A 22,399-nucleotide genomic window follows, 5' to 3' on the forward strand; every position below is an offset into this window, starting at 1 on the left:
CCGCAAAGCGCCGTTAGAAGAAGCCTCAACGACGATAGGACAGTATATTGGACTGGTATCATTCCGTTTTCGAACTGATCGACATGCGGAGCTTTTCGAACCTGTGGTTCTGGATTGCGCTGGCGGTCGTGTGGTCGACGGCATCGCACTGGGTGCTGGGGGTGCCGTGGGACTTTGTGCTGCGCGCGCGCCGCGAGGGTGGCCAGTTCGAGGCCGACCTGGAAGACCTGGTGCGCATCTATACCACGCGGCTTCTGTATATCGCGCGGGTGTCGGGGCTGTGGCTCCTTGGGTTCGGCTGTTTCTTCCTGACGATGCTGGGCATGCTGGGGTTCTGGTACGATTTCGAGTTCGGCCAGGCGTTGTTCCTGCTGGGTTTTCCGATGTCGATCGTCGGCGCGCTGAGCCTGAACACCGCGAAACTGATCCGCGAGAACGAGGAGGTCGGCGATGCGCTGTATCGCCGGCTGCACAAGCACCGGATCATCGTCCAGATCATCGGCATGATCTCGATCTTCATCACCGCGCTATGGGGGATGTTCCAGAACCTGGCGGTGGGCCCGTTCGGATAACCGCGTGAGCAAGGCGAGCGATCATATCACCGTGGGCGGCGCGCCCGAGGGGTTCGATGCACGGCTGGTGCTGGACGAGGTTGGAAAATCCGGCCCGGTGATCCATGTCGCGCGCGATGACAAGCGCATGGCGGCGATGGCCGGCGCGCTGCGTTTCTTTGCCCCCGACATGCCGGTGATCAGCTTTCCGGGCTGGGATTGCCTGCCTTATGACCGGGTGTCGCCCAATGCCGATATTTCCGCGGCGCGGATGGCCACGCTGGCGGGGCTGGTGCATGGCATGCCCGAGCGCTTTGTCCTGCTGACCACGCTGAATGCCGCCACCCAGAGGGTGCCCGCGCGCGAGGTGCTGCGCGAGGCGGCATTTACCGCGCAGGTGGGCCAGCGCATCGACGAGGACGCGCTGCGCGCCTTCCTGGTGCGGATGGGGTTTTCGCAGGCGCCCACCGTGACCGAGCCCGGCGATTACGCGATCCGCGGCGGCATCATCGACATCTACCCGCCGGGCGAAAGCGGGCCGGTGCGGCTCGATCTCTTCGGCGACGTGCTGGATGGCGCGCGGCGCTTCGACCCGGCGACGCAACGCACGACCGAGAAGCTCGACCTGGTCGAGTTGGCGCCGGTGAGCGAGGTGATCCTCGACGAGGCGGCGATCCTGCGCTTCCGGCAGAATTACCGCATCGAGTTCGGCGCGGCGGGCACCGATGATCCGCTTTACGAGGCGGTGTCGGCGGGGCGCAAGCACGCGGGCGTCGAGCACTGGCTGCCGTTTTTCCACGAGCGGCTGGAGACGCTGTTCGATTACCTGCCGGGCGCGACGGTGACGCTGGATGACGGGTTGACGCCGCAGCGGATCGCACGGTGGGACAGCGTTGAAGATCAGTACGAGACCCGACGGATCGCCATGGGCGAGCGTTCGCGGCTCGACACCGTCTACAAGCCGGTGCCGGCGGGGCAGCTCTACCTGGACGAGACCGCCTGGGACGCGGCGGTGGTAGGGCGGCGGATGCTGCAGTTTCACGCGCTGCCACAGGCCACGGGGCCCGGGGTGATCGACGCCGGCGGGCGGATCGGCCGCAATTTTGCGCCCGAACGTCAGCTGGAAAACGTGAGCCTTTTCAGCGTTTTGAAAGATCATGTCGAGGCGCGCATGGCCGAAGGGCCGGTGCTGGTGGCGTCCTATTCCGAGGGCGCACGCGAGCGGATCGAGGGGCTTCTGGAAGACGAGGGCCTGATCGGCGCGGTCACGGTGAAAGACGCCCGCGCGGTGGGTAAGCACGGGCTGCACCTGGCGGTCTGGCCGCTGGAGCACGGGTTTGAGGCGCCGGGCCTGACGGTGATCGCCGAACAGGACGTTCTGGGCGACCGCCTGATCCGCACCACGCGCAAGAAACGCCGGGCCGAGAATTTCCTGACCGAGGCGCAAAGCCTGAGCCCCGGTGACCTGGTGGTGCATGTCGATCATGGTATCGGGCGTTACCTGGGGCTGGAGGTGATCACGGCGGCGGGGGCGGCGCATGAATGTCTGGCGCTGGAATATGCCGAGAACGCCAAGCTCTACCTGCCGGTCGAGAATATCGAGCTGCTGTCGAAATACGGCCACGAAGAGGGCCTGTTGGACCGGCTGGGCGGTGGTGCCTGGCAGGCCAAGAAGGCGCGGCTGAAGGAACGCATCCGCGAGATGGCCGACCGCCTGATCCGGGTGGCCGCCGAGCGGGAATTGCGCAAGGCGCCGGTGCTGGAGCCACAGCACCACGCCTGGGAGGAGTTCGCCGCGCGCTTCCCCTATGAAGAAACCGACGATCAGCTGCGCGCCATCGAGGATGTGCTGGACGATCTTTCCGCCGGCCGCCCGATGGACCGGCTGGTTTGCGGCGACGTGGGCTTTGGCAAGACCGAGGTCGCGATGCGCGCGGCCTTTGTCGCGGCGATGTCGGGCGTGCAGGTGGCGGTGATCGCGCCGACGACGCTTCTGGCCCGTCAGCACTATAACAGCTTTGCCGAGCGGTTCCGGGGATTTCCCATCAATGTTAGGCCCTTGTCACGTTTTGTTAGCGCGCGCGACGCCAACCTGACGCGCGAGGGGCTGTCGAAGGGCACGGTGGATATCGTGATCGGCACGCATGCGCTCCTGGCCAAGAATATCCGTTTCAAGGACCTCGGCCTTCTGATCGTGGACGAAGAACAGCATTTCGGCGTGGCGCACAAGGAGCGGCTCAAACAGCTGCGCAGCGACGTGCATGTGCTGACGCTGACCGCCACGCCGATTCCGCGCACGCTGCAACTGTCGCTTTCGGGCGTGCGCGACCTGTCGATCATCGGCACGCCGCCGGTCGACCGTCTGGCGATCCGCACCTATGTGAGCGAGTTCGACACGGTGACGATCCGCGAGGCGCTCTTGCGCGAGCATTACCGCGGCGGGCAGAGTTTCTATGTCGTGCCGCGCATTTCCGACCTGCCCGAGATCGAAGAGTTCCTGAACGAACAGGTGCCCGAGGTGAGTTACGTCACCGCGCATGGCCAGATGGCGGCGGGCGAGCTGGATGATCGGATGAACGCGTTCTACGACGGCAAGTTCGACGTGCTGCTGGCCACGACGATCGTGGAATCGGGGCTGGATATCCCGACGGCCAACACGATGGTGGTGCACCGCGCCGACATGTTCGGGCTGGCGCAGCTTTACCAGATTCGCGGCCGGGTGGGGCGGTCGAAAACGCGGGCCTATGCCTATCTGACGACGAAACCGCGCGCGCGGCTGACGCCCGCGGCGGAGAAGCGGCTGCGCGTGCTGGGCTCGCTCGATACGCTGGGCGCGGGTTTCACGCTGGCCAGCCAGGACCTCGATATTCGCGGGGCCGGCAACCTGCTGGGCGAGGAACAGTCGGGCCAGATGCGCGACGTGGGATACGAGCTTTACCAGTCGATGCTGGAAGAGGCGATCGCCAAGATCCGCGCCGGCGAGATGGAGGGCCTGACCGAGGCCGACGAGCAATGGGCGCCGCAGATCAACCTCAGCGTGTCGGTGCTGATCCCCGAAACTTACGTGCCCGACCTGGATGTGCGGCTGGGATTGTATCGCCGTCTCAGCGGGTTGCACAGCAAAGTTGAACTGGAGGGCTTTGCCGCCGAACTGATCGACCGCTTCGGCAAACTGCCGCGCGAGGTGAACACGCTTCTGCTGATCGTGCGGATCAAGGAGATGTGCAAACGCGCCGGTATTTCCAAGCTGGATGGCGGGCCCAGGGGCGCGACGATCCAGTTCCACAATGACAAGTTTGCCTCGCCCCAGGGGCTTGTGGAGTTCATCCAGGATCAGCGCGGGCTGGCCAAGGTCAAGGACAACAGGATCGTGGTGCGGCGCGACTGGAAAAAGGACAGTGACAAGATCAAGGGCGCCTTTGCCATCGCCCGCGACCTGGCCGCGAAGGTGAAAGATGCACAGACGGGGAAGGCGGGGACATGACGCTGGCGCCGGGGTTTTATGACATCGCGCCGGGCGACGTGGCCACGGTGGTGACCTATCTTGAGATGCGCGCGCCCGTGGCGCCGCGCCCCGAGCTGGACCCGGGGTTTCGGCTGCGGCGGGTCGAGACGCCCGAAGCCAATTGGTACCGGCGGCTCTTCCGCAAGGTCGGCGCCGAGGACTGGATGTGGTTTTCTCGGCTGGTGATCGACGAGCCGGCGCTGCTCGAAATCCTGCATGACCCCGGGGTCGAGGTCTATGTGGCCGAGCGTGACGGCGAGGAACTGGGCCTTCTGGAGCTGGATTTCCGCGAGGCGGGTGCCTGCGAACTGGCGTTTTTCGGGCTGGCGCGCGCGGCGATCGGGCAGGGCGCCGGACGCTGGCTGATGAACCGGGCGCTGGAGCTGGCCTGGCGCGAAGGGGTCGCGCGGTTTCACTTGCATACCTGCACACTCGACAGCCCGCAGGCGCTGGATTTCTATCGCCGCTCGGGGTTCGAGCCGGTGAAGCGCGAGGTCGAGGTGCTGCGCGATCCGCGCCTGACCGGGCACCTGCCGGAAGACGCCGCGCCGCATGTGCCTGTGTTGAAATAGAAACCCCTGGAAAGGAGTTTCTTTTCAAGTGATTACAGTCAGTTATTCATCTTGCCGAAAAGATCCCGGGGGAAGGTGCAAAACGCCACGCGTTTTGCACCTAGGGGGGCAGAGCCCCCAAGGCGGTTAAGGCAGGCCTAGCGGTTGGCCTTGAACCAGGCGGCGGCGCGGGGTCTGAGCCAGTCCCAGAGCGAGGGCGCGCCGTTTGCGATCTTGGCTGCCACGCGGGTTTCGAACTGGTCCCATTGCGTGTCGTAGTCCACCCAGGAGCCACCGCCCGAGGCGAGGTTCTGGTTCGGGGGCTGAAACCGGTCGAGCGACTTGGCGAATTGCGCGTCCGGGGTTTCGTTGGCCTCGAACTCGTCCCAGAGCGCGCGGAAGGCCGCGGCCTGGTCGGGCGGCAGCAGGCCGAAGATGCGCGTCGCGGCGGCCTGTTCCAGTTCGGCCATTTCCGCCGGGTCGTGATCGCCGAAAATCGGCGCATCGCCCGCGTCGATTTCCACGAGGTCGTGCAGCAGAAGCATCTGGATGACGCGGTGGATCGACACGCCTTCGGGCGCGTGTTCCGAGAGCGTCAGCGCGTAGAGCGCGATATGCCAGCTGTGCTCGCCCGAGTTTTCATACCGCGAACCGTCGCAGAGCTGCGTGCCGCGGGTGACGGATTTGAGCTTGCAGGCCTCGTTGAGGAAAGCCATCTGGGCGGTGAGGCGGTCGCTCATTCTTTCCTGGGCGCGGCTTTGGCCTGTTTCGCGATCTCGGAGACCTTTTCCTTGAGAAACGCCTTCGCGGCCTTGCCGGCGAGACGCACCCGTACCTCGGTCAGGTAGGCCTCTTCCAGCGTCTGCGAGGACGAGCCCAGCACCTTGGCGACCTCGTAATGCAGGCGGTCCTCGCCGGTCTTGTTCATGATCGCGATGGTGTCGTCTGCCAGGTCCGAGGCGATTTTCTCAAGCGACGAAGACATCAGCGGGTGGTCTCCGTCAGGCGGCGCTTGACATAGTCGGTGACCGTGCTGGTCAGCGTTTCCATGTGATCGTTCTCGAAGAAATGCCCTGCACCCTCGACCTCGGTATGGGTGATGGTGATGCCCTTCTGTTCGTGCAGCTTGTTCACCAGCGCCGTGGTGTCGGCGGGCGGCGCCACGCGGTCAGCGGTGCCGTTGATGATCAGGCCCGAGCTGGGGCAGGGCGCCAGGAACGAGAAGTCATACATGTTGGCCGGCGGCGAGACCGAGATGAAACCGGTGATTTCCGGCCGGCGCATCAGAAGCTGCATGCCGATCCATGCGCCGAAGGAGAAGCCCGCGACCCAGCAGTGTTTCGAGTTCTGGTTCATCGACTGGAGATAATCGAGCGCCGAGGCCGCATCAGAGAGTTCGCCCACGCCCTGGTCGTATTCGCCCTGGCTCCGGCCCACGCCGCGGAAATTGAAGCGCAGCACGGTGAAGCCCATGTTGTAGAAGGCGTAATGCAGGTTGTAGACAACCTTGTTGTTCATCGTGCCCCCGAATTGCGGGTGCGGGTGCAGGACAATGGCGATGGGCGCATCGCGTTCGGGCTGCGGGTGGTAGCGGCCTTCGAGGCGGCCTTCGGGTCCGGGAAAAATGACCTCGGGCATATGGCGTTTTCACTTCCTTCGTGGAGGGTCCGGGGAAATTCTTGACGAAATCGGTCGGACACCTTAGAACAATTCCAAATCCGGGCCGGGTGTTGCGGGATCGGCCGGGACTCCAAGCGAGATAGTGCGACAGGGGCGCAACGTCAATGAATTCGCGCGTGAATGCAGGGCGCCACGAGGGGGAAAACCCATGAAACTCAGCACCAAGGGACGCTATGCCATGGTGGCACTGGCCGATATCGCGCTGCAGCCCGATGGCACGCTGGTGACACTGGGTGAGGTGTCGAAGCGCGAGGATATCTCGCTGCCTTACCTGGAACAGCTTTTCGTCAAGCTGCGCCGCGCCGGGCTGGTCGAGTCGGTGCGCGGGCCGGGGGGCGGGTATCGCCTGGCCAAACCGGCGAGCGAGATTCGCGTCGTCGACGTGCTGAGCGCGGTGGACGAGACGGTGGACGCGATGCACAAGGGCGCGGGCGCCAGCGGCGGGCTGTCGGGATCGCGCGCGCAGTCGGTGACCAACCGGCTGTGGGAAAGCCTGAGCGCGCATGTCTATGTCTTCCTGCACCAGACCCGTTTGTCGGACGTGGTGAACAACGACCTGGCCCCATGCCCGGCGGTGCCGGGCCTGTTTGCCGTGGTGGACGACGAAGAAGACTGATGCGGGTTTACCTGGATCATAACGCCACCACGCCGCTGCGGCCGGAGGCGCGCGAAGCGATGATTGCCGCCATGGACGTGGTCGGCAACCCGTCGAGCGTGCATGCCGAGGGCCGCGCGGCCAAGGCGCTGATCGAGAAGGCGCGGGCGCAGCTGGCCCGTGCGATCGGGGCCGAGGGGGCCGAGATCGTCTTTACCGCCAGTGCCACCGAGGCGGCGGCGCTGGCGCTGCGCGGGCGCGGCATGCACGGCGCGGGCATCGAGCATGACGCGGTGGCGGCCTGGGTCGATCACAGCCTGCACACGGACGCGCAGGGCCGGGTCGCGGTGGCCGAGCCGCATGAAAGCACGTTGCAACTGGCCAATTCCGAAACCGGAGTGTTGCAGGACCTGCCCGAGGGGCTGGCCGTGTCGGATATGACGCAGGCCTTTGGCAAGGTGCCGGTGGATTTCCTGCACTCCGGCGCGATGATCGGCATCCTTTCGGCGCACAAGCTGGGTGGGCCCAAGGGCGTGGGCGCGCTGGTGATGCGGCGCGGCATCGATCTTGATCCGCTGCTGCTGGGCGGTGGGCAGGAGATGGGCCGGCGCGCGGGCACGGAAAACATCATCGGCATTGCCGGTTTTGCCGCCGCGGCCGAGGCGGCGGCGCGCGACGTGGCGGTGGGCCGCTGGGCGCAGGTGGAAGAATTTAGAAATATTCTAGAAACATCTATTGCGGCTGCCGCAAAGGATACTATTTTTGTCGGGAAAGCCGCCGGGCGACTCCCCAACACGTCGTGCTTTGCCACGCCGGGCTGGAAGGGTGAGACGCAGGTGATGCAGATGGACCTGGCCGGGATCGCGATCAGCGCGGGATCAGCCTGTTCCAGCGGCAAGGTGCGGGCGAGCCGGGTGCTGACCGCGATGGGCTATGACGAAACCACGGCGCAGAGCGCGATCCGCGTGTCGCTGGGCCTGGAGACGACGAAGGACGAGGTGGCGCGTTTCGTGGATGCGTGGAGCGCCGCCCATACGAAATTCCGCGCGCGCGCGGCGTGAGAGCGAACAGGACGGAAGGAACATCACATGGCTGGTCTGGAAGAACCGCAGGTCAAGGAAGGTGTCGAGGAGGAAACGGTCGAGGCCGTCCGCTCGCTTGGCGAGAAATACAAGTATGGCTGGGAAACCGAGATCGAGATGGAATACGCCCCCAAGGGCGTGAACCCCGATATCGTCCGGCTGATTTCGGAAAAGAACGAAGAGCCCGAATGGATGACCGAATGGCGCCTGCAGGCCTTTGAGCGCTGGAGCCAGATGGAAGAGCCGGACTGGGCGATGGTCAACTATCCGCAGATCGATTTCCAGGACCAGTACTACTATGCCCGTCCCAAGAGCATGGAGACAAAGCCCAAGTCGCTGGACGAGGTCGACCCCAAGTTGCTGGCGACCTATGAGAAGCTGGGCATTCCGTTGAAGGAACAGATGATCCTGGCCGGTGTCGAAGGCGCCGAGAACGCGCCTGCTGAGGGCCGCAAGGTGGCGGTGGACGCGGTGTTCGATTCCGTTTCGGTCGGCACCACCTTCCAGGAGGAGCTGGAAAAGGCGGGCGTGATCTTCTGCTCGATCTCGGAGGCGATCAAGAAGCACCCGGACCTGGTGAAGAAATACCTCGGCTCGGTCGTGCCGGTGTCGGACAATTTCTATGCCACGCTGAACAGCGCCGTCTTCTCGGACGGCTCGTTTGTCTATGTGCCGCCCGGGGTGCGCTGCCCGATGGAGCTGTCGACCTATTTCCGCATCAACGCGGAAAATACCGGCCAGTTCGAGCGCACGCTGATCATCGCCGACAAGGGCTCTTACGTATCCTACCTGGAAGGCTGCACCGCGCCGCAGCGCGATGTGGCACAGCTGCATGCCGCGGTGGTGGAAATCATCATCGAGGAAGATGCCGAGGTGAAATATTCCACCGTGCAGAACTGGTTCCCCGGTGACGAGAACGGCAAGGGCGGGATCTACAACTTCGTGACCAAGCGCGCCGATTGCCGCGGCGACCGCGCCAAGGTGATGTGGACGCAGGTGGAGACCGGCAGCGCGGTGACGTGGAAGTATCCCAGCTGCATCCTGCGCGGCGACGACAGCCAGGGCGAGTTCTATTCGATTGCCATCGCCAACAACCATCAGCAGGCCGATACCGGCACCAAGATGGTGCATCTGGGAAAGAACACCAAGTCGCGGATCGTGTCCAAGGGCATCAGCGCGGGGGTGGCACAGAACACCTATCGCGGGCTCGTGTCGATGCATCCGAAGGCCAAGAACAGCCGCAACTATACCCAGTGCGACAGCCTGCTGATCGGCGACAAATGCGGGGCGCATACGGTGCCGTATATCGAGGTGAAGAACAACTCGTCCCGGGCCGAGCACGAGGCAACGACGTCGAAGGTGGACGAGGAACAGATGTTCTATTGCCGCCAGCGCGGCATGGACGAGGAAGAGGCGGTGGCGCTGATCGTCAACGGTTTTGCAAAGGAAGTGCTGCAGGCGCTGCCGATGGAATTTGCCATGGAAGCCCAACAGCTTGTGGCGATTTCGCTGGAAGGCTCGGTGGGCTGAGCCGCGGCGACAGGAGGATCACATGATCATCACGACGACACCGACGATCGAAGGCAAGGCCATCCGCGAATACAAGGGCATCGTGGTGGGCGAGGCGATCATGGGCGCCAACGTGGTGCGCGACGTCTTTGCCAGCATCACGGATATCGTCGGCGGCCGATCGGGCGCCTATGAATCGAAGCTGGAGGACGGACGGCGCACGGCGCTGAGCGAGCTGGAGGACCGCGCCCGCGAACTGGGCGCGAATGCGGTGGTTGGCGTGGACCTCGACTACGAGGTCGTGGGCCAGTCGATGCTGATGGTTTCGGCCAGTGGCACGGCGGTGGTGGTGGCGTGAGTGCCACGCGTTACATATCGAGCGCCCGAAAGTTACCCTGCGTAACTTTTTCCGGGTCGATGGCTTTTTTCACGCTGTCGCCCTGTGATCGCCGCAATCTGTTGTCAAGACAACCGCGGGTTGGGGACGTGAGCAGCTTGGTCGTGCACCATGTCGATGGCAAAGGGACATACGGATTTTCAGGATCGCCTGAAGCGGATCGAGAAGAAAGGCGCCGGTCGAAACGAGGTTTTCAACACCGGTCGCTGGACTGCCGAGACGGGCGGACGCGCGAAGCGCGCCTGCCGTCTGTGCTTTCTGAAACTGCCATTGTCGTTTCTCGTCGGGTTTCTGTCCTTTACCGGCGGGCAGTATACGCTGTTCAGGGCCGGGGGCCTGCCGCCCGAGTACGCGTTGCCGGATTACGAGCTGGTGGCCCAGGCAGGGATGGCGCTGGTCATCACCTTCGCGGTGCGGCTGTTTCTGAACCTGACCGGCAAGTCGCAATTCGTGATGTCCGTGCTGGGCATCGCGGCGAGCATCACGCTGATGCACAACCTGGTGCATATCGCGCCGGCGCAATGGTCGGAGCTGTTTTCGCCGCAATGGGTGGACCAGATCCGCAAGGGCACCGAGCCGGGCACGATGCTGTTTCGCGGAGAAACGCTGTATCGTCTGGGCTGACGCCACGCTGTGCATCTGAACTGGCGCGGGCGGGCTGAGATGAACATGGCCGCGCCCATATCCCGCCCCGAGCTGACATTGCCCGAGGCCGAAGCGCAGGCGCTGCGCGCGGCCTATGCGCAGGCCGGCACGATCCTGGAATACGGATCGGGCGGCTCGACGGTGATGGCGGCCGAGATGCCGGGCAAGCGCATCTTTTCGGTGGAGAGCGACAAGGACTGGGCGCGGATGATGCGCGCATGGTTTGCCGGGAACCCGGGCCAGAGCCCGGTCGAGGTGATCCATGCCGATATCGGCCCGACGAAAGAGTGGGGCCACCCCGAGGATGACCGGGCGTGGAAGCGCTTTGCGCTCTATCCGCTGGGAGTATGGGAAAACACCGATATGGGCCAGCCCGACGTGGTGCTGGTGGATGGGCGGTTCCGGGTGGGCTGTGCGCTGGCGACGGCGTTTCACACGCAAAAGCCGGTGACGCTTTACTTCGACGATTACAAGCGGCGCGAGCAGTATCACGCCGCCGAGGAAATTCTGGGCAAGCCCGAACTGATCGGCCGCATGGCGCGGTTCGAGGTTACGCCCACGCCCGTGCCGGTCGAGCGGCTGGCCTGGGTTATTCGGATGATCACGCGGCCCTGAGGGGCGAACAGGACTTGGGAAAGGAAATATCATGTTGGAAATCAAGGGCCTGAAGGTCAAACTTGAAGAAGAGGACAAGCAGATCCTGAAAGGTGTCGACCTGACGGTCGAGGCCGGCAAGGTGCATGCGATCATGGGGCCCAACGGCTCGGGCAAGTCGACGCTGAGCTATGTGCTGTCCGGCCGCGACGGATACGAGGTGACCGGCGGCAGCGCGACGCTGGATGGCGAGGACCTGCTGGAGCTGGAACCCGAAGAGCGCGCGGCCCTGGGCCTTTTCCTGGCGTTCCAGTACCCGGTCGAGATCCCCGGCGTGGGCAACATGACCTTCCTGCGCACCGCCGTGAACGCGCAGCGCAAGGCGCGCGGTCAGGAAGAGATGAGCGCCACCGAGTTCCTGAAGGTGATCCGCGAAAAGGCGAAGACCCTGAAGATCGACGCCGACATGCTCAAACGCCCGGTCAACGTCGGCTTTTCCGGCGGTGAGAAGAAGCGCAACGAGATCCTGCAGATGGCGATGCTGGAGCCCAAGATGTGCATCCTCGATGAGACAGACAGCGGTTTGGACGTGGATGCGATGAAACTGGTGGCCGATGGCGTGAACGCGCTGCGCGACGCGGGCCGGGGCTTCCTCGTTATCACCCACTATCAGCGCCTGTTGGACCACATCAAACCCGACGTGGTGCATATCATGGCCGATGGCCGCATCGTGAAGACCGGCGGGCCGGAATTGGCGCTTGAGGTTGAGAACAACGGCTATGCCGACATCCTGGCCGAGGTGGCAGCATGAGTGCACAGGTGCAATCGAAACGCGCGCAGCTGAAGGAAGCCAAGCTGGCCGCCACGGCCGAGCGGCTGGAGGGCCAGAGCCTGCCCGCGGGCGGCAAATGGGCGAGCGCGGCGCGCGCGGATGCGTTGAGCCGGCTGAGGGCAATGGGCCTGCCGGGGCGGCGCGACGAGTACTGGAAATACACCCGGCCCGACACACTGACCCAGGCCGAGGCGCCGGCGGCGGCGGTGTTTGCCAATGACGAAGCCCCGGTGTTTGGCGAAATCGACCGGGTGAAGATCGTTTTCGTCGACGGTGTGTTCAGCGCCGAGGAGTCCGACGCGCTGGACCTGGCCGGGGTCGAGATCGAGCGGCTGACCGATGCGGGCGGCAAGGACATCCACTGGGCCAAGGACATCTATGGCGTGCTGGAAGCGCGTGGGCAGGACCCGGTCGAACGGCCGCTGGCGGCCTATAACACCGCCTTTGCCAGCGATGGCGTGGTGATCCGGGTGACGGGCAAGGCCGAGAAGCCCGTGAGCCTGATCTACCGGCACGAATCCGAGAGCTCGGACGCGGTGCTGCATCACGTGATCAAGCTGGAAGAGGGGGCCGACCTGACCCTGCTGGAAAACGGCCCGGCGGCGGCGCGGTTCAACAAGGTGCTCGAAGTCGAGCTGGCCGATGGCGCGGCGTTCCATCACGTGCGCGCGCAGGGCCGCGACCATGAGCGCCGGGCGGTGACGCATATCTTTGCCCGCCTGGGCCGCGAGGCGACCTTCAAAAGCTTCACCCTGACGGTGAACGGCAAGCTGACGCGCAATGAATGCGTGATCGAGTTCACCGGCGACGAGGCGGTGGCGCATGTCGCCGGGGCTTGCCTGGGCGATGGCGATTTCGTGCATGACGACACGGTGTTCATCACCCATGACGCCGAGGATTGCGAAAGCCGCCAGGTGTTCAAGAAGGTGCTGCGCAACGGCGCCACGGGGGTGTTCCAGGGCAAGATTCTAGTGAAACCCGGGGCGCAGCGCACCGATGGTTATCAGAAATCGCAGTCGCTTCTGCTGGATGACGACAGCCAGTTCCTGGCCAAGCCCGAGCTGGAGATCTATGCCGATGACGTGGCCTGTTCGCACGGCTCGACCAGCGGTGCGATCGACGAGGAGGCGCTTTTCTACCTGCGTTCGCGCGGGGTGCCGTCGCCCGAGGCGACCGACCTGCTGACGCTGGCCTTCCTGGCCGAGGCGGTCGAGGAGGTCGAGGACGCGCGCCTGGCCGAGGAGATCACCGGCCGGCTGGAAGGCTGGCTGACCCGGCGCCGCGACTGATGTCGGTTCTGGGCGATATCGGCGCGACCTATCGCGGGCCGCGCCGCGTGGTGCGGCGACTCTTGGCTGCCGGCCCGCGCGAGGACCGGGCGCTGGCCATCCTGATGGCGGCTTGCGTGCTGGTTTTCGTGGCGCAATGGCCGCGACTGGCGCGGCAGGCGCATCTGTTGGACCAGGACCTGCCGCAGCTTCTGGGCGGCACGCTGATGGCGTGGCTGTTCATTGCGCCGCTGCTGTTTTACGTGCTTGCCTTTGTCGCCTGGGGGCTGATGCGCCTCTTGGGCGGCAAGGGCGCCCCCCATGAGGCGCGGATCGCGCTGTTCTGGGCGTTCCTGGCCTCGTCGCCGCTGATCCTGCTCACGGGGCTGGTGGCGGGGTTCATCGGACCGGGCCCGGGGCTTTCGCTGGTGGGGTTCGCCTGGTTCGTCGTTTTCGCTTGGTTCTGGCTGTCTGGCATGGCCGAGGCATGGGGTTCCACATGAAGAACGGCTGGCAAGATCTTGTAAAGATGACCTTCATGGCGCCCAATGCGGCGGCTGAGCAGATCATGTCGATGCGTCGCGCGCTGTCGAATGAGGTGTTGTGGATGGCGGTGATTCTGGTGGCGATTTTGAACGCCATCGTGGTCAGCGGCAACCTGGCGCTGTTTCCGCCGGACGCGGAAACCGCCGCGGCAATGCCACCTGCGTTCAATTCTCCGGGGCTTCTGGCGATGTTCGTGGCAGGCGGGCTGGTGATCTCGGTCTTCGTGCTTTACTGGGCTGGCCGCGCCCTGGGCGGTACGGCCGAGCTGGCCGATGTGCTGGCCGCGCTGACCTGGCTGGAACTGGTGCAGGTGGGGGTGCAGATCGGCCTGCTGGTGCTGGCCTTGGCAATCCCGTCACTGGCGCAGATCGTGGGCTTTGTCGCCAGTTTCTGGATGCTTTACATCCTGATTGCCTTTCTCGACACGGTGCACGGCTTTAACAGCCCGCTGCGCGCGGTCGGGGTGGTGTTGCTGAGCTTTGGCCTGCTGATCGCGGGCCTGATGTTCTTTTTGCTCCTGATCGGGGCGATGGCCGAGGGGGCCGGTTGAGATGTATGACGTCGAAAAGATCCGCGGGGATTTCCCGATCCTGAGCCGCGAAGTGAACGGCAAGCCGCTGACCTATCTCGATAACGGTGCCAGCGCGCAGAAACCGCAATGCGTGATCGACGCGGTGACCCGCGCCTATAGCCACGAATACGCCAACGTGCATCGGGGCCTGCATTACCTGTCGAACCTCGCCACCGAGAAATACGAGGCCGTGCGCGGCACCATCGCGCGGTTCCTGAACGCCGCGAGCGAGGACGAGATCGTGCTGAACTCGGGCACCACCGAGGGCATCAACATGGTCGCCTATGGCTGGGCCATGCCGCGGATGCAGCCGGGCGACGAAATCGTGCTGAGCGTGATGGAGCATCACGCTAATATCGTGCCCTGGCATTTCCTGCGCGAGCGGCAGGGCGTGGTGCTGAAATGGGTGGATACCGATGCCACCGGCGCGCTCGACCCGCAGAAGGTAATCGACGCGATCGGGCCCAAGACAAGGCTGGTGGCGGTGACCCATGTGTCGAACGTGCTGGGCACCGTGGTCGATGTGAAAACGATCTGCGAGGCCGCGCACGAAAAGGGCGTGCCGGTGCTGGTCGATGGCAGCCAGGGCGCGGTGCACATGCCGGTGGACGTGCAGGAAATGGGCTGTGATTTCTACCCAATCACCGGGCACAAGCTTTATGGGCCGTCGGGGTCGGGCGCGATCTATGTGCGCCGCGAGCGGATGGCGGAAATGCAGCCCTTCCTGGGCGGCGGGGACATGATCAAGGAAGTCACCAAGGACAGCGTGATCTACAACGACCCGCCGATGAAGTTCGAAGCCGGCACGCCCGGCATCGTGCAGACGATCGGGCTGGGCGTGGCGCTGGAGTACCTGATGGAGCTGGGCATGGAGAATGTCGCCGCCCACGAGGCCGGATTGGCGGCCTATGCCAGCGAGAAACTGACCGGGCTCAACTGGCTGCACCTGCAGGGCAGCGCGCCGGGCAAGGTGGCGATCTTTTCCTTCACCATGGAGGGCGCCGCGCATGCGCATGACATCTCGACCATCCTGGACAAGAAGGGGGTCGCGGTGCGGGCCGGCCATCACTGTGCCGGGCCGCTGATGGAGCATCTGGGCGTGACCGCGACCTGCCGGGCGAGCTTTGGCCTTTACAACACGACAGACGAGGTCGACGGGCTGGTCGAGGCGCTGGACCTGGCGCATAACCTCTTTGGCTGAGCGCGGCCCTAGTCCGGCCGGCCGATCAGCCGGTCGATGGGCGCGTAATCATCGGTCAGAAGGGTGCCGCGTGTGTCGATCAGCTGCGCCACCCATGCCGGATCCATCGCGCCGAAGGTGTTGCGATCGGGGGCCGGCACGGTAAAGCGCGCGCCCTCGGTCGGAGTCCGGCCGGCGGCGATGACGAACACCACCCGCGCGCCGGGCCGGGGCGGGGCGGTGTTGGTCCAGATCTCGACCGAGGGGAACACGGCAGCCAGCGTGCGCGCGACCGAGGCCAGCGCCTGAAGCCGGTCCTGGTAGTCGATCACGTTCATCAGGAAGCTGCCCTCGTCGGTCAGCCGGCTTGCGACCAGCTCGAAGAACTCGCGGGTGACAAGATGAGCGGGCACGGCGACATCGGTGAAGGCGTCGCCGATGATCACGTCATAGCGGCGGTCATCTTCGCGCAGGGCGCGGCGGGCGTCCTGGTGCAGGATCGTGGCGGTGGCGGGTTCGAACCAGAAATCGCGCACGGCCATTTCGGTGACGCCCGGGTCGATCTCGGCCACCACGCGGGGGCCGGTGCCATGAAGCGCAAAGGCGCGGGGGATCGCGTAATTGCCGCCGCCGATGAAGAAAGACGAAAAATCATCGCGCGGCGCGCGGATGCGGGCCAGCGCATCGAGCATCGCCGCATGTTCGGTGAACATCACCTGCGGCACGTCCCGCGCGCTCATCCCGTGGGTCAGGTGGTCGATCACCATCATGCGCACGGGGCGCGCGGGATCGGAGGAGACATCGAGCGAGCGCAGGCAGAAATAGCGGCTTTCCACCGTGCAGGGCGCGGGCGCGGCCAACGAGGCCCCGGCCAGCCCGAGCGCGGCCAAGGAGGCCAGCACCGGCAGGAGCGCAAGCCGCCGGGCGAGGTGCAGGAAGAGCAGCGCGGCGATCACGTAAGTGGCGGTGACAACGGCAAGCGTAAGGGCGGTACCCAGCCAGGAGATAAAGAGAAACCCGGCCAGAAGCGTGCCGGCGATGGCGCCGATCGCGCCCGAGGCGAACATCGCGCCCAGGGCCTGGCCCGGGCGGGCATGGGAATCGACCGCGATCTTGGCCAGCACCGGGGCAGGGACCCCGGCAAAGAACGAGGGCAGGAAAAACACCGCCATAGTCAGCACGGTGATGCCCCAGACGGGATGGGCCAGCGCCGACAGGACCGGCCCGGCAATCGCCTGCAGCAGAACCAGCGCCGTGGCGGTGGTAAGGGCCGCGCCCACCATCGCCCAGCCGGTGCGCGCCAGTGCCCGGGGCCCCTCGTGTTCGGCCAGGCGGCCGCCCCACCAGTGACCCAGCGAAAAGCCGGCCAGCACCACCGCGATGATCGAGGTCCAGGTATAAAGCGACATGCCGACATAGGGGGCCAGCATCCGACCGGCCACGATTTCAACCACCAGCGAGGCGGCGGAAACCGCGCCTTGCAGCGTGACCAGAAGCCAGAGCGGGATGGGACGAGCGATCATGCGCGGCAGTTTCATGCGATGTGCGTCGAAGTCCAGCGATTTCGTGATTGCGGGGCGGCGGCGGGGCGGCTATACGGACCCCGATGGACCCATAGCTCAGCTGGATAGAGCGCTGCCCTCCGAAGGCAGAGGCCAGAGGTTCGAATCCTCTTGGGTCCGCCACTTCCACAGAATCCTGATTCGAGAATGTCCCGCGAGCGCCCGGCCCGGGCCGATTAACGCCACGTCACCGGCTGCCTCGACGCTCCTCCGGGGCGGTAGCAGCAAATAAATTCTACTGGCAGGACGGGTAACCGTGACGCGTGAGTCCGCCCGTTGCGATGGCCCGCGTTTTCCATGTTTGCAGGCATAAACCCCGAATAAACCAAGGGGATAAGCCATGCCTACAATGGCTGCTCTGATTGGGGGTGAACGCCGGAAATCCGGCCAGAACCTTCCCGCGCGGGAAGGTGTGTATCCGTGTATTTGGATTTCTTGATACAAATCAATGATAGCTCCCGAACATACGATTTAAACTTTTGGTGTAACCCGGCGGAAGTGCGTTGGCATGGCATGCGGCGGCGGGCTGGGTGGACTTTTTCAGTTGTGTGTGACGGTGCCTTTTCGGGGCCGGAAAGCTTGAAAGAAAATTGGCTTTGACGGGCGCGAACCGCGTTTGCCCGAACAGCCGAACTGTGACTGTAAACAATTAACTTGGACACGCGAGGAGAGAAGAAATGGCCCTGCCAGATATTGATCAACCCCTTCAGACGACGCCGACCTTCACGTCGAGCTACACGTTTTCAACTGCCGATGTGACGGGTTCTTTTGACGGAACCACTTTGGCCGATGATCCGACGATCATCGATCTGACAGCTGAACCGAAAAACGCCGATGGCACGCTGCTGTACCCGATCGATACCGAGTTCGGATTCTACGTTTCGGATTTCGAGAATGCCGAGCAGAAAGTACGTGACGGCCTTTACGAAGAAGGCTGGGTCGGTGACCTGACCGGCGAAGGCGGCGAGCAACTGGGGATTGTCATCTCGGATGCGCCGACCGACACATTCAAGGTTCCGGCAACCTTTGGTACCTGGCTGTCCGGTCTGGGTGGCAACTCGGTCAAGGCCTCGACCGAGCACTACGTGGTCATGCAGAACGTGCTGTCGGACCAGGAATACCCGGGCGATCCGGACGCGCTTTACCCGCTCGATGACAACCTGATCATCGTCGGCGGCGCCTATGACGGCCAGTATGTCGCCGACGTGCTGCCACTGGTGGGCGACGTGAACGGCGACGGCGAGGTCGACCTGATCGACGTTCTTGCGCCGAACGAAACCGAGATCACCGAGAACATCGCCTACAGCTCCGACTACTCGGTCACGCTGAAAGACGATGGCAAGCTGCTCTATCGCTGGGGCAACATGATCAAGAAGCCGAACGATGTTCGGCTGGACGCCAAGATGGACCTGCCCACCGAGTGGACGGCCGAGCCGACGAAAGGCCCGCAGACGCTCTATCGGGTGAGCGCGGCCGAACTGGTGATCCGTCACACCGTGACGAACAACCCCAACGACCAGGTCCGCCCCGAGGACTATGAAAACGAGGCCGCCATCGGCCGTCTGCCCACCTATACCGAGCTGCCCGATGGCACTTGGGTGTCGGTCGGCGATTTCTACGCCGGTGATGGCACCTTCTACCCGGACGGTACGGTGCTGAAGGATCCGGCACTGGCGGCGGCGGCCGAAGGTTCGCTGATCGACCAGCTGACCCCGCTTTCCGGCGACCTGGCGGAAGGGTTCACCAACGCCTGGTACACCACGCTTGACCGCGCGCCGTTTGAATCGGTTGTCACCGACGGCGAATACGAGATCGGCCCGCGCTGGCGTCTGAAGCCCGACAAATACGGCCAGGACCTGCCCGGTGTTGTGATCCCCGAGGATCCGGCCGATGAGCCGCCGGTGCAGAACGGGGAAGAGAAGTACGAGGTGGGTGCCGACACCCAGACCGTGCTCAACCTGCTGGATTGGGGTGGCATCTCGCCGCTGTCGACCAGCGCGGGCTTCCTGAACCAGGCCGGGACGGTCAGCGTCAACGGTGTGAACTACACCGAGCAGTTCGACGTGGCCTATTATGTCAAGGGCGACATCAAGCCGGCAACCGTTTACGGCGCCGACCTGCTGCTGACCTATGAAGAGATCCCGCTGGTCAACCGTGGCCTGGACGCCATCGGTACCGCCGAGGACGACATCCTGGTCGGTCGCGACAACAACCTGTTCACCGGCGATGCCGGCGCGGACCTGTTCATCGTGTCCTACGCGGCCGAAGGGCTGGCCGAGGTGTCGCCCGAGGGCAACCTGATCACCGACTTCGAAGTGGGTGTCGATGCGCTCGGTCTCTACAACTTCGGTGTCACGCTCGACACGTTCGACTATATCGTGACGCAGACCGTGGATGGCGGCGACCTGACCGTTTCCGTGGCCGGTGTCGAGGTTGCGACCCTGCAGGGCGTCGACGCGCCGCTGGACATGGAAGCGGACTTCCAGCTGATCAACACCGGGGGTGCGGTTGTCGGTGACATCATCATGGGCACGGCCGGTGATGACAGCCTGACCGGCACCGAGTTCAGTGACCTGATGATCGGCATGGACGGCCAGGACACCATGAACGGTCTGGGCGGTAACGACACGCTCGATGGTGGCGACAACCGCGACTGGCTCTATGGCGACGAGGGCAACAACGTTCTCATCGGCGGCGGTGGCCGTGACCGTCTGGAAGGCCACGACGGCAACGACGTGATCCAGGGCGGCGACGGCATCGACGTGATCCGCGCCGGTCGCGGCAACGACCGCGTCGAAGGTGGCGACCTGGACGACATCATCCTTGCCGGCCGTGGTCAGGACCTGATCAACGGTGGCACGGGTGCCGACCAGATCAGCGGTGGTTTTGGTGCCGACACCTTCTACTACCTTGACGGGGACGAAGCCGACGTCGTGAGCGACTTCGAAACCGACGCCGGTGTCGACATGCTCATGCTGGATGCCCAGCTGTGGGGCGGCGGCGCCAAGACGGCGGCCCAGGTTCTGACCGACCACGCCAACGTGGTGGGTACCGACCTTGTCTTCGATTTCGGCGGCGGCGACACGATGACCCTTCTGGGCGTCGACAACACCACGCTGATGGAAGACAACATTCTGGTCATGGTCTGACGTCCTCGCATCAGGCTATGATCAACCCTGGGCCCGCGCCGGTTTTCCCGGTGCGGGCCCTTCCTTTTGCGCGGTGGGGTCAGAGAGACTTCATCACCTGCGCGGCGATCTCGAAACTGCGCAGCCGCGCGGCATGGTCGTGGATCTGGCCGGCGAGGATCACCTCGTCGGGGGCGTGCCGGGCGATCAACGCCGAGAGCTGATCGTGCACCATGTCCGGGCTGCCCACGGCGGCCACGCGCAGCGCGGCCGCTGCCGTCTCGATGGCCTGAGGCGAGCCGGTGAGCGTGTCACGCGGGGCGGGCAGGGGGCCCGGCCGCCCGGTGCGCAGGTTTATGAAGCCCTGCACCTGGGACGAGCGCAGGCGTTTGGCCTCGGCCTCGGTCTCGGCGGCGAAGACGTTGATCGCCAGCATGAAGCGGGGGGCGTCCGTCATCCCGGGTTTGAACGTGCTGCGATAGGTCTCGATCGCCGCTTCCAGCGCGTCGGGGGCGAAATGGCTGGCAAAGGCGTAAGGCAGGCCCAGATGCGCGGCCAGCTGTGCGCCGTAGAGCGAGGAGCCCAGGATCCAGACCGGCACCTGCGTGCCTTCGCCGGGAATGGCGCGCACCGGCTGGCCGGGTTGGGCGGGGTTCAGGAAGCCCAGCAGCTCGATTACCTCGTCGGGGAACTTGTCCTCCATCCGGCCGCGGCGCAGCGCATAGGCGGTGGCCGCATCCGTGCCCGGTGCCCGGCCGAGGCCCAGGTCGATCCGGTCGCCGTAAAGCGTGGCCAGGGTGCCGAACTGTTCGGCAATGACCAGCGGCGCATGGTTGGGCAGCATCACCCCGCCCGAGCCGACGCGCAGCGTTTTCGTGCGGCTGGCCACGTGGCCGATCAGCAGCGCGGTGGCCGATGACGCGATGCCGGGCATGTTGTGGTGCTCGGCCAGCCAGTAGCGGGTGTAGCCCAGCGCCTCGGCATGCACGGCGAGATCGCCGGTATTGCGCAGCGCATCCGCCGCGCTGCCGCCTTCGGGGATGGGCGAAAGATCAAGAACGGAATAGGGGATCATGGCGCGTTTTCCTGATGAATTCGTGCGCAGGCTATGACAATGCGGCCGCATTGTCAGGTCTGTCGTTGCGTCGGAAACAATATCCCGGGTTCTTCGCCTAAGTCTTGGAAACGGCGTTCTTTTCGCGCTAGAGGTTGGTGACGGGCAGAACGCTCGCGTTGGACCAGACATGTGGGGGACTGATGTTCGACGAGACAGCATTTGGCTATCTGGAACTGGATGGCGCGTCGGCCGATGCCGATCTGATCGCGCGGTTCATCGAGGAGGGCGGCATCGACGGTGTGCGCCTGATCGTGCTGCGCGATTTCCTGGACCTTGACGCCTGTGCCCGGCTGGAGGCGCGGTTCAACGAGATCATCGCGGCCCAGGGCAGCAACCGCGGCGAAGACGGGTTCGTGAAGATCCAGCAGATCGGTGCGACGCAGTTCGGGCGCAACGGCCAGGACTACATGCGCGAAACGCTGCGCCACCTGGGCCACGTGATCGACCTCTATTCGGTGCTCGATGCGGCGACGGTGCGGAACCTCTTTTTCGACGAGGCGCTGGAACGCGCCTTTGCCGCGCGCGGCAAGACCTATCGTCAGGCGCGGCACCTGGGCGGCACCGGCAATTTCGCCACCACGCGCAAGTGGCTGGACAACGGCGAGATGGCGCTGCACCCGCACGAGGACAGCGCCCAGGTGGCGCAGGCCGCGCAGGACGGGTTCGAGATCGGCGCGGGCAGGCACACCATCGCCGCCAACCTGTGCATCGCCGACGACGCCGAGGGCAGCGCCACGGTGCTGTGGAACCATTGCCCCGACGATGCGGTGCGCCGGCACATGGGTCTGGAGAACACGGGCTACCCTTATCCGATCGACTATGCCGACCGGTTCGAGAAGATCCGGGTGAAGATTCGGCGTGGCGATCTTTACTTCATGAACGCGTCCTTCCTGCACGGGGTCGAGACCTCGCCCACGAATTACCGGATCACGGCGGGGCGGTTCATCACCTGTGTCGAGCACAAGGTGCTGAGCTGGACCTGAGCGCCGGAGCGAGGGGCCAGCCCCTCGCGCTCCCCGGGATATTTCAGGGCAAGATGAAGGATCGTGCGGGTGCCGCGGCGCGGGTGCAAGCGCTCTATTGACC

21 protein-coding genes and 1 tRNA gene are annotated in these 22,399 nt (G+C 64.6%); 17 read left to right on the forward strand and 5 right to left on the reverse strand.

All coding sequences use genetic code 11. The features are described 5' to 3' along the window. Positions 1-47: 47 nt before the first annotated feature. Genes E0501_RS06155 through E0501_RS06165 form a run of 3 tightly spaced genes read left to right on the forward strand, consistent with a single transcriptional unit; the run spans position 48 to position 4,628 of the window. Entirely contained in the window at positions 48-572 is a 525-nt protein-coding gene (locus E0501_RS06155; protein ID WP_137700434.1) for a component of SufBCD complex, read from the forward strand. A gap of 4 nt (positions 573-576) precedes the next feature. After that, a complete protein-coding gene (gene mfd / locus E0501_RS06160; protein ID WP_137700435.1) occupies positions 577-4,035 on the forward strand; it encodes a transcription-repair coupling factor in 3,459 nt (1,152 codons plus the stop codon). Then, complete coding sequence (locus E0501_RS06165; RefSeq protein ID WP_137700436.1) at positions 4,032-4,628, forward strand: GNAT family N-acetyltransferase; 597 nt, start codon at positions 4,032-4,034, stop codon at positions 4,626-4,628. The genes mfd and E0501_RS06165 overlap by 4 nt, the downstream gene beginning before the upstream one ends. 137 nt (positions 4,629-4,765) lie before the next feature. Here E0501_RS06165 and E0501_RS06170 read toward each other — a convergent pair whose 3' ends face one another. The 3 genes from E0501_RS06170 to E0501_RS06180 are packed head-to-tail and all read right to left on the reverse strand — an operon-like array spanning position 4,766 to position 6,245. Continuing rightward, positions 4,766-5,347: an HD domain-containing protein gene (locus tag E0501_RS06170; protein WP_137700437.1), complete on the reverse strand. Its 582-nt coding sequence runs from the start codon at positions 5,345-5,347 to the stop codon at positions 4,766-4,768. Then, positions 5,344-5,592: a hypothetical protein gene (locus E0501_RS06175; RefSeq protein ID WP_137700438.1), complete on the reverse strand. Its 249-nt coding sequence runs from the start codon at positions 5,590-5,592 to the stop codon at positions 5,344-5,346. The genes E0501_RS06170 and E0501_RS06175 overlap by 4 nt, the downstream gene beginning before the upstream one ends. Further along, positions 5,592-6,245, reverse strand: a complete 654-nt coding sequence (locus E0501_RS06180) for an alpha/beta hydrolase (RefSeq protein WP_137700439.1) — start codon at positions 6,243-6,245, stop codon at positions 5,592-5,594. The genes E0501_RS06175 and E0501_RS06180 overlap by 1 nt, the downstream gene beginning before the upstream one ends. Positions 6,246-6,435: 190 nt before the next feature. Between E0501_RS06180 and iscR the strand changes: the two genes are divergently transcribed. The 11 genes from iscR (at position 6,436) to E0501_RS06235 (ending at position 15,527) form a co-directional block, all read left to right on the forward strand. Continuing rightward, positions 6,436-6,903, forward strand: a complete 468-nt coding sequence (gene iscR, locus E0501_RS06185; RefSeq protein WP_137700440.1) for a Fe-S cluster assembly transcriptional regulator IscR — start codon at positions 6,436-6,438, stop codon at positions 6,901-6,903. Then, positions 6,900-7,943 carry a cysteine desulfurase family protein gene (locus E0501_RS06190; protein ID WP_137700864.1) on the forward strand — a complete coding sequence of 348 codons (1,044 nt, stop codon included), beginning with the start codon at positions 6,900-6,902 and terminating at the stop codon, positions 7,941-7,943. Before iscR ends, E0501_RS06190 begins: the two co-directional genes overlap by 4 nt. A gap of 27 nt (positions 7,944-7,970) precedes the next feature. Beyond that, entirely contained in the window at positions 7,971-9,494 is a 1,524-nt protein-coding gene (gene sufB, locus E0501_RS06195) for a Fe-S cluster assembly protein SufB (protein WP_137700441.1), read from the forward strand. Positions 9,495-9,516: 22 nt separating this feature from the next. Continuing rightward, the gene (locus tag E0501_RS06200; protein ID WP_137700442.1) at positions 9,517-9,831 is read left to right on the forward strand and encodes a heavy metal-binding domain-containing protein; all 315 of its coding nucleotides are present in this window, start codon (positions 9,517-9,519) and stop codon (positions 9,829-9,831) included. A 156-nt stretch (positions 9,832-9,987) separates the two neighbouring features. Then, entirely contained in the window at positions 9,988-10,494 is a 507-nt protein-coding gene (locus E0501_RS06205; RefSeq protein WP_137700443.1) for a hypothetical protein, read from the forward strand. 39 nt (positions 10,495-10,533) lie between these two features. Beyond that, the gene (locus tag E0501_RS06210; RefSeq protein WP_137700444.1) at positions 10,534-11,130 is read left to right on the forward strand and encodes an O-methyltransferase; all 597 of its coding nucleotides are present in this window, start codon (positions 10,534-10,536) and stop codon (positions 11,128-11,130) included. A gap of 31 nt (positions 11,131-11,161) precedes the next feature. After that, positions 11,162-11,920 carry a Fe-S cluster assembly ATPase SufC gene (gene sufC / locus E0501_RS06215; RefSeq protein WP_137700445.1) on the forward strand — a complete coding sequence of 253 codons (759 nt, stop codon included), beginning with the start codon at positions 11,162-11,164 and terminating at the stop codon, positions 11,918-11,920. Beyond that, entirely contained in the window at positions 11,917-13,230 is a 1,314-nt protein-coding gene (sufD, locus tag E0501_RS06220; RefSeq protein WP_137700446.1) for a Fe-S cluster assembly protein SufD, read from the forward strand. The genes sufC and sufD overlap by 4 nt, the downstream gene beginning before the upstream one ends. Beyond that, positions 13,230-13,712 (forward strand): YIP1 family protein, encoded by a 483-nt coding sequence (locus E0501_RS06225; protein WP_137700447.1) that lies wholly within the window; start codon positions 13,230-13,232, stop codon positions 13,710-13,712. Before sufD ends, E0501_RS06225 begins: the two co-directional genes overlap by 1 nt. Further along, complete coding sequence (locus E0501_RS06230; protein WP_205123452.1) at positions 13,709-14,305, forward strand: Yip1 family protein; 597 nt, start codon at positions 13,709-13,711, stop codon at positions 14,303-14,305. The genes E0501_RS06225 and E0501_RS06230 overlap by 4 nt, the downstream gene beginning before the upstream one ends. Position 14,306: 1 nt before the next feature. Then, on the forward strand, positions 14,307-15,527 hold the full coding sequence (locus E0501_RS06235) for a cysteine desulfurase (RefSeq protein ID WP_137700449.1): 1,221 nt from the start codon (positions 14,307-14,309) through the stop codon (positions 15,525-15,527). Positions 15,528-15,535: 8 nt separating this feature from the next. Here the strand turns inward: E0501_RS06235 and E0501_RS06240 are convergent, their stop codons facing one another. Next, positions 15,536-17,029, reverse strand: coding sequence for a fused MFS/spermidine synthase (locus tag E0501_RS06240; protein WP_235857752.1), 1,494 nt, complete (start codon positions 17,027-17,029; stop codon positions 15,536-15,538). A gap of 85 nt (positions 17,030-17,114) precedes the next feature. Between E0501_RS06240 and E0501_RS06245 the strand changes: the two genes are divergently transcribed. Next, positions 17,115-17,191: transfer RNA gene (locus E0501_RS06245), tRNA-Arg, on the forward strand. 554 nt (positions 17,192-17,745) lie between these two features. Then, on the forward strand, positions 17,746-20,217 hold the full coding sequence (locus E0501_RS06250) for a calcium-binding protein (RefSeq protein ID WP_137700451.1): 2,472 nt from the start codon (positions 17,746-17,748) through the stop codon (positions 20,215-20,217). A gap of 79 nt (positions 20,218-20,296) precedes the next feature. On the opposite strand, the gene E0501_RS06255 is transcribed toward E0501_RS06250, so the two are convergent. Beyond that, positions 20,297-21,271, reverse strand: coding sequence for an LLM class flavin-dependent oxidoreductase (locus tag E0501_RS06255; RefSeq protein WP_137700452.1), 975 nt, complete (start codon positions 21,269-21,271; stop codon positions 20,297-20,299). Positions 21,272-21,453: 182 nt separating this feature from the next. Here E0501_RS06255 and E0501_RS06260 point away from each other — a divergent pair, with 182 nt between their 5' ends. Continuing rightward, positions 21,454-22,296, forward strand: a complete 843-nt coding sequence (locus E0501_RS06260; RefSeq protein WP_137700453.1) for a hypothetical protein — start codon at positions 21,454-21,456, stop codon at positions 22,294-22,296. Positions 22,297-22,399: the final 103 nt, after the last annotated feature.

This window comes from Marimonas lutisalis, assembly GCF_005434965.1.
Lineage (GTDB): Bacteria > Pseudomonadota > Alphaproteobacteria > Rhodobacterales > Rhodobacteraceae > Marimonas_A > Marimonas_A lutisalis.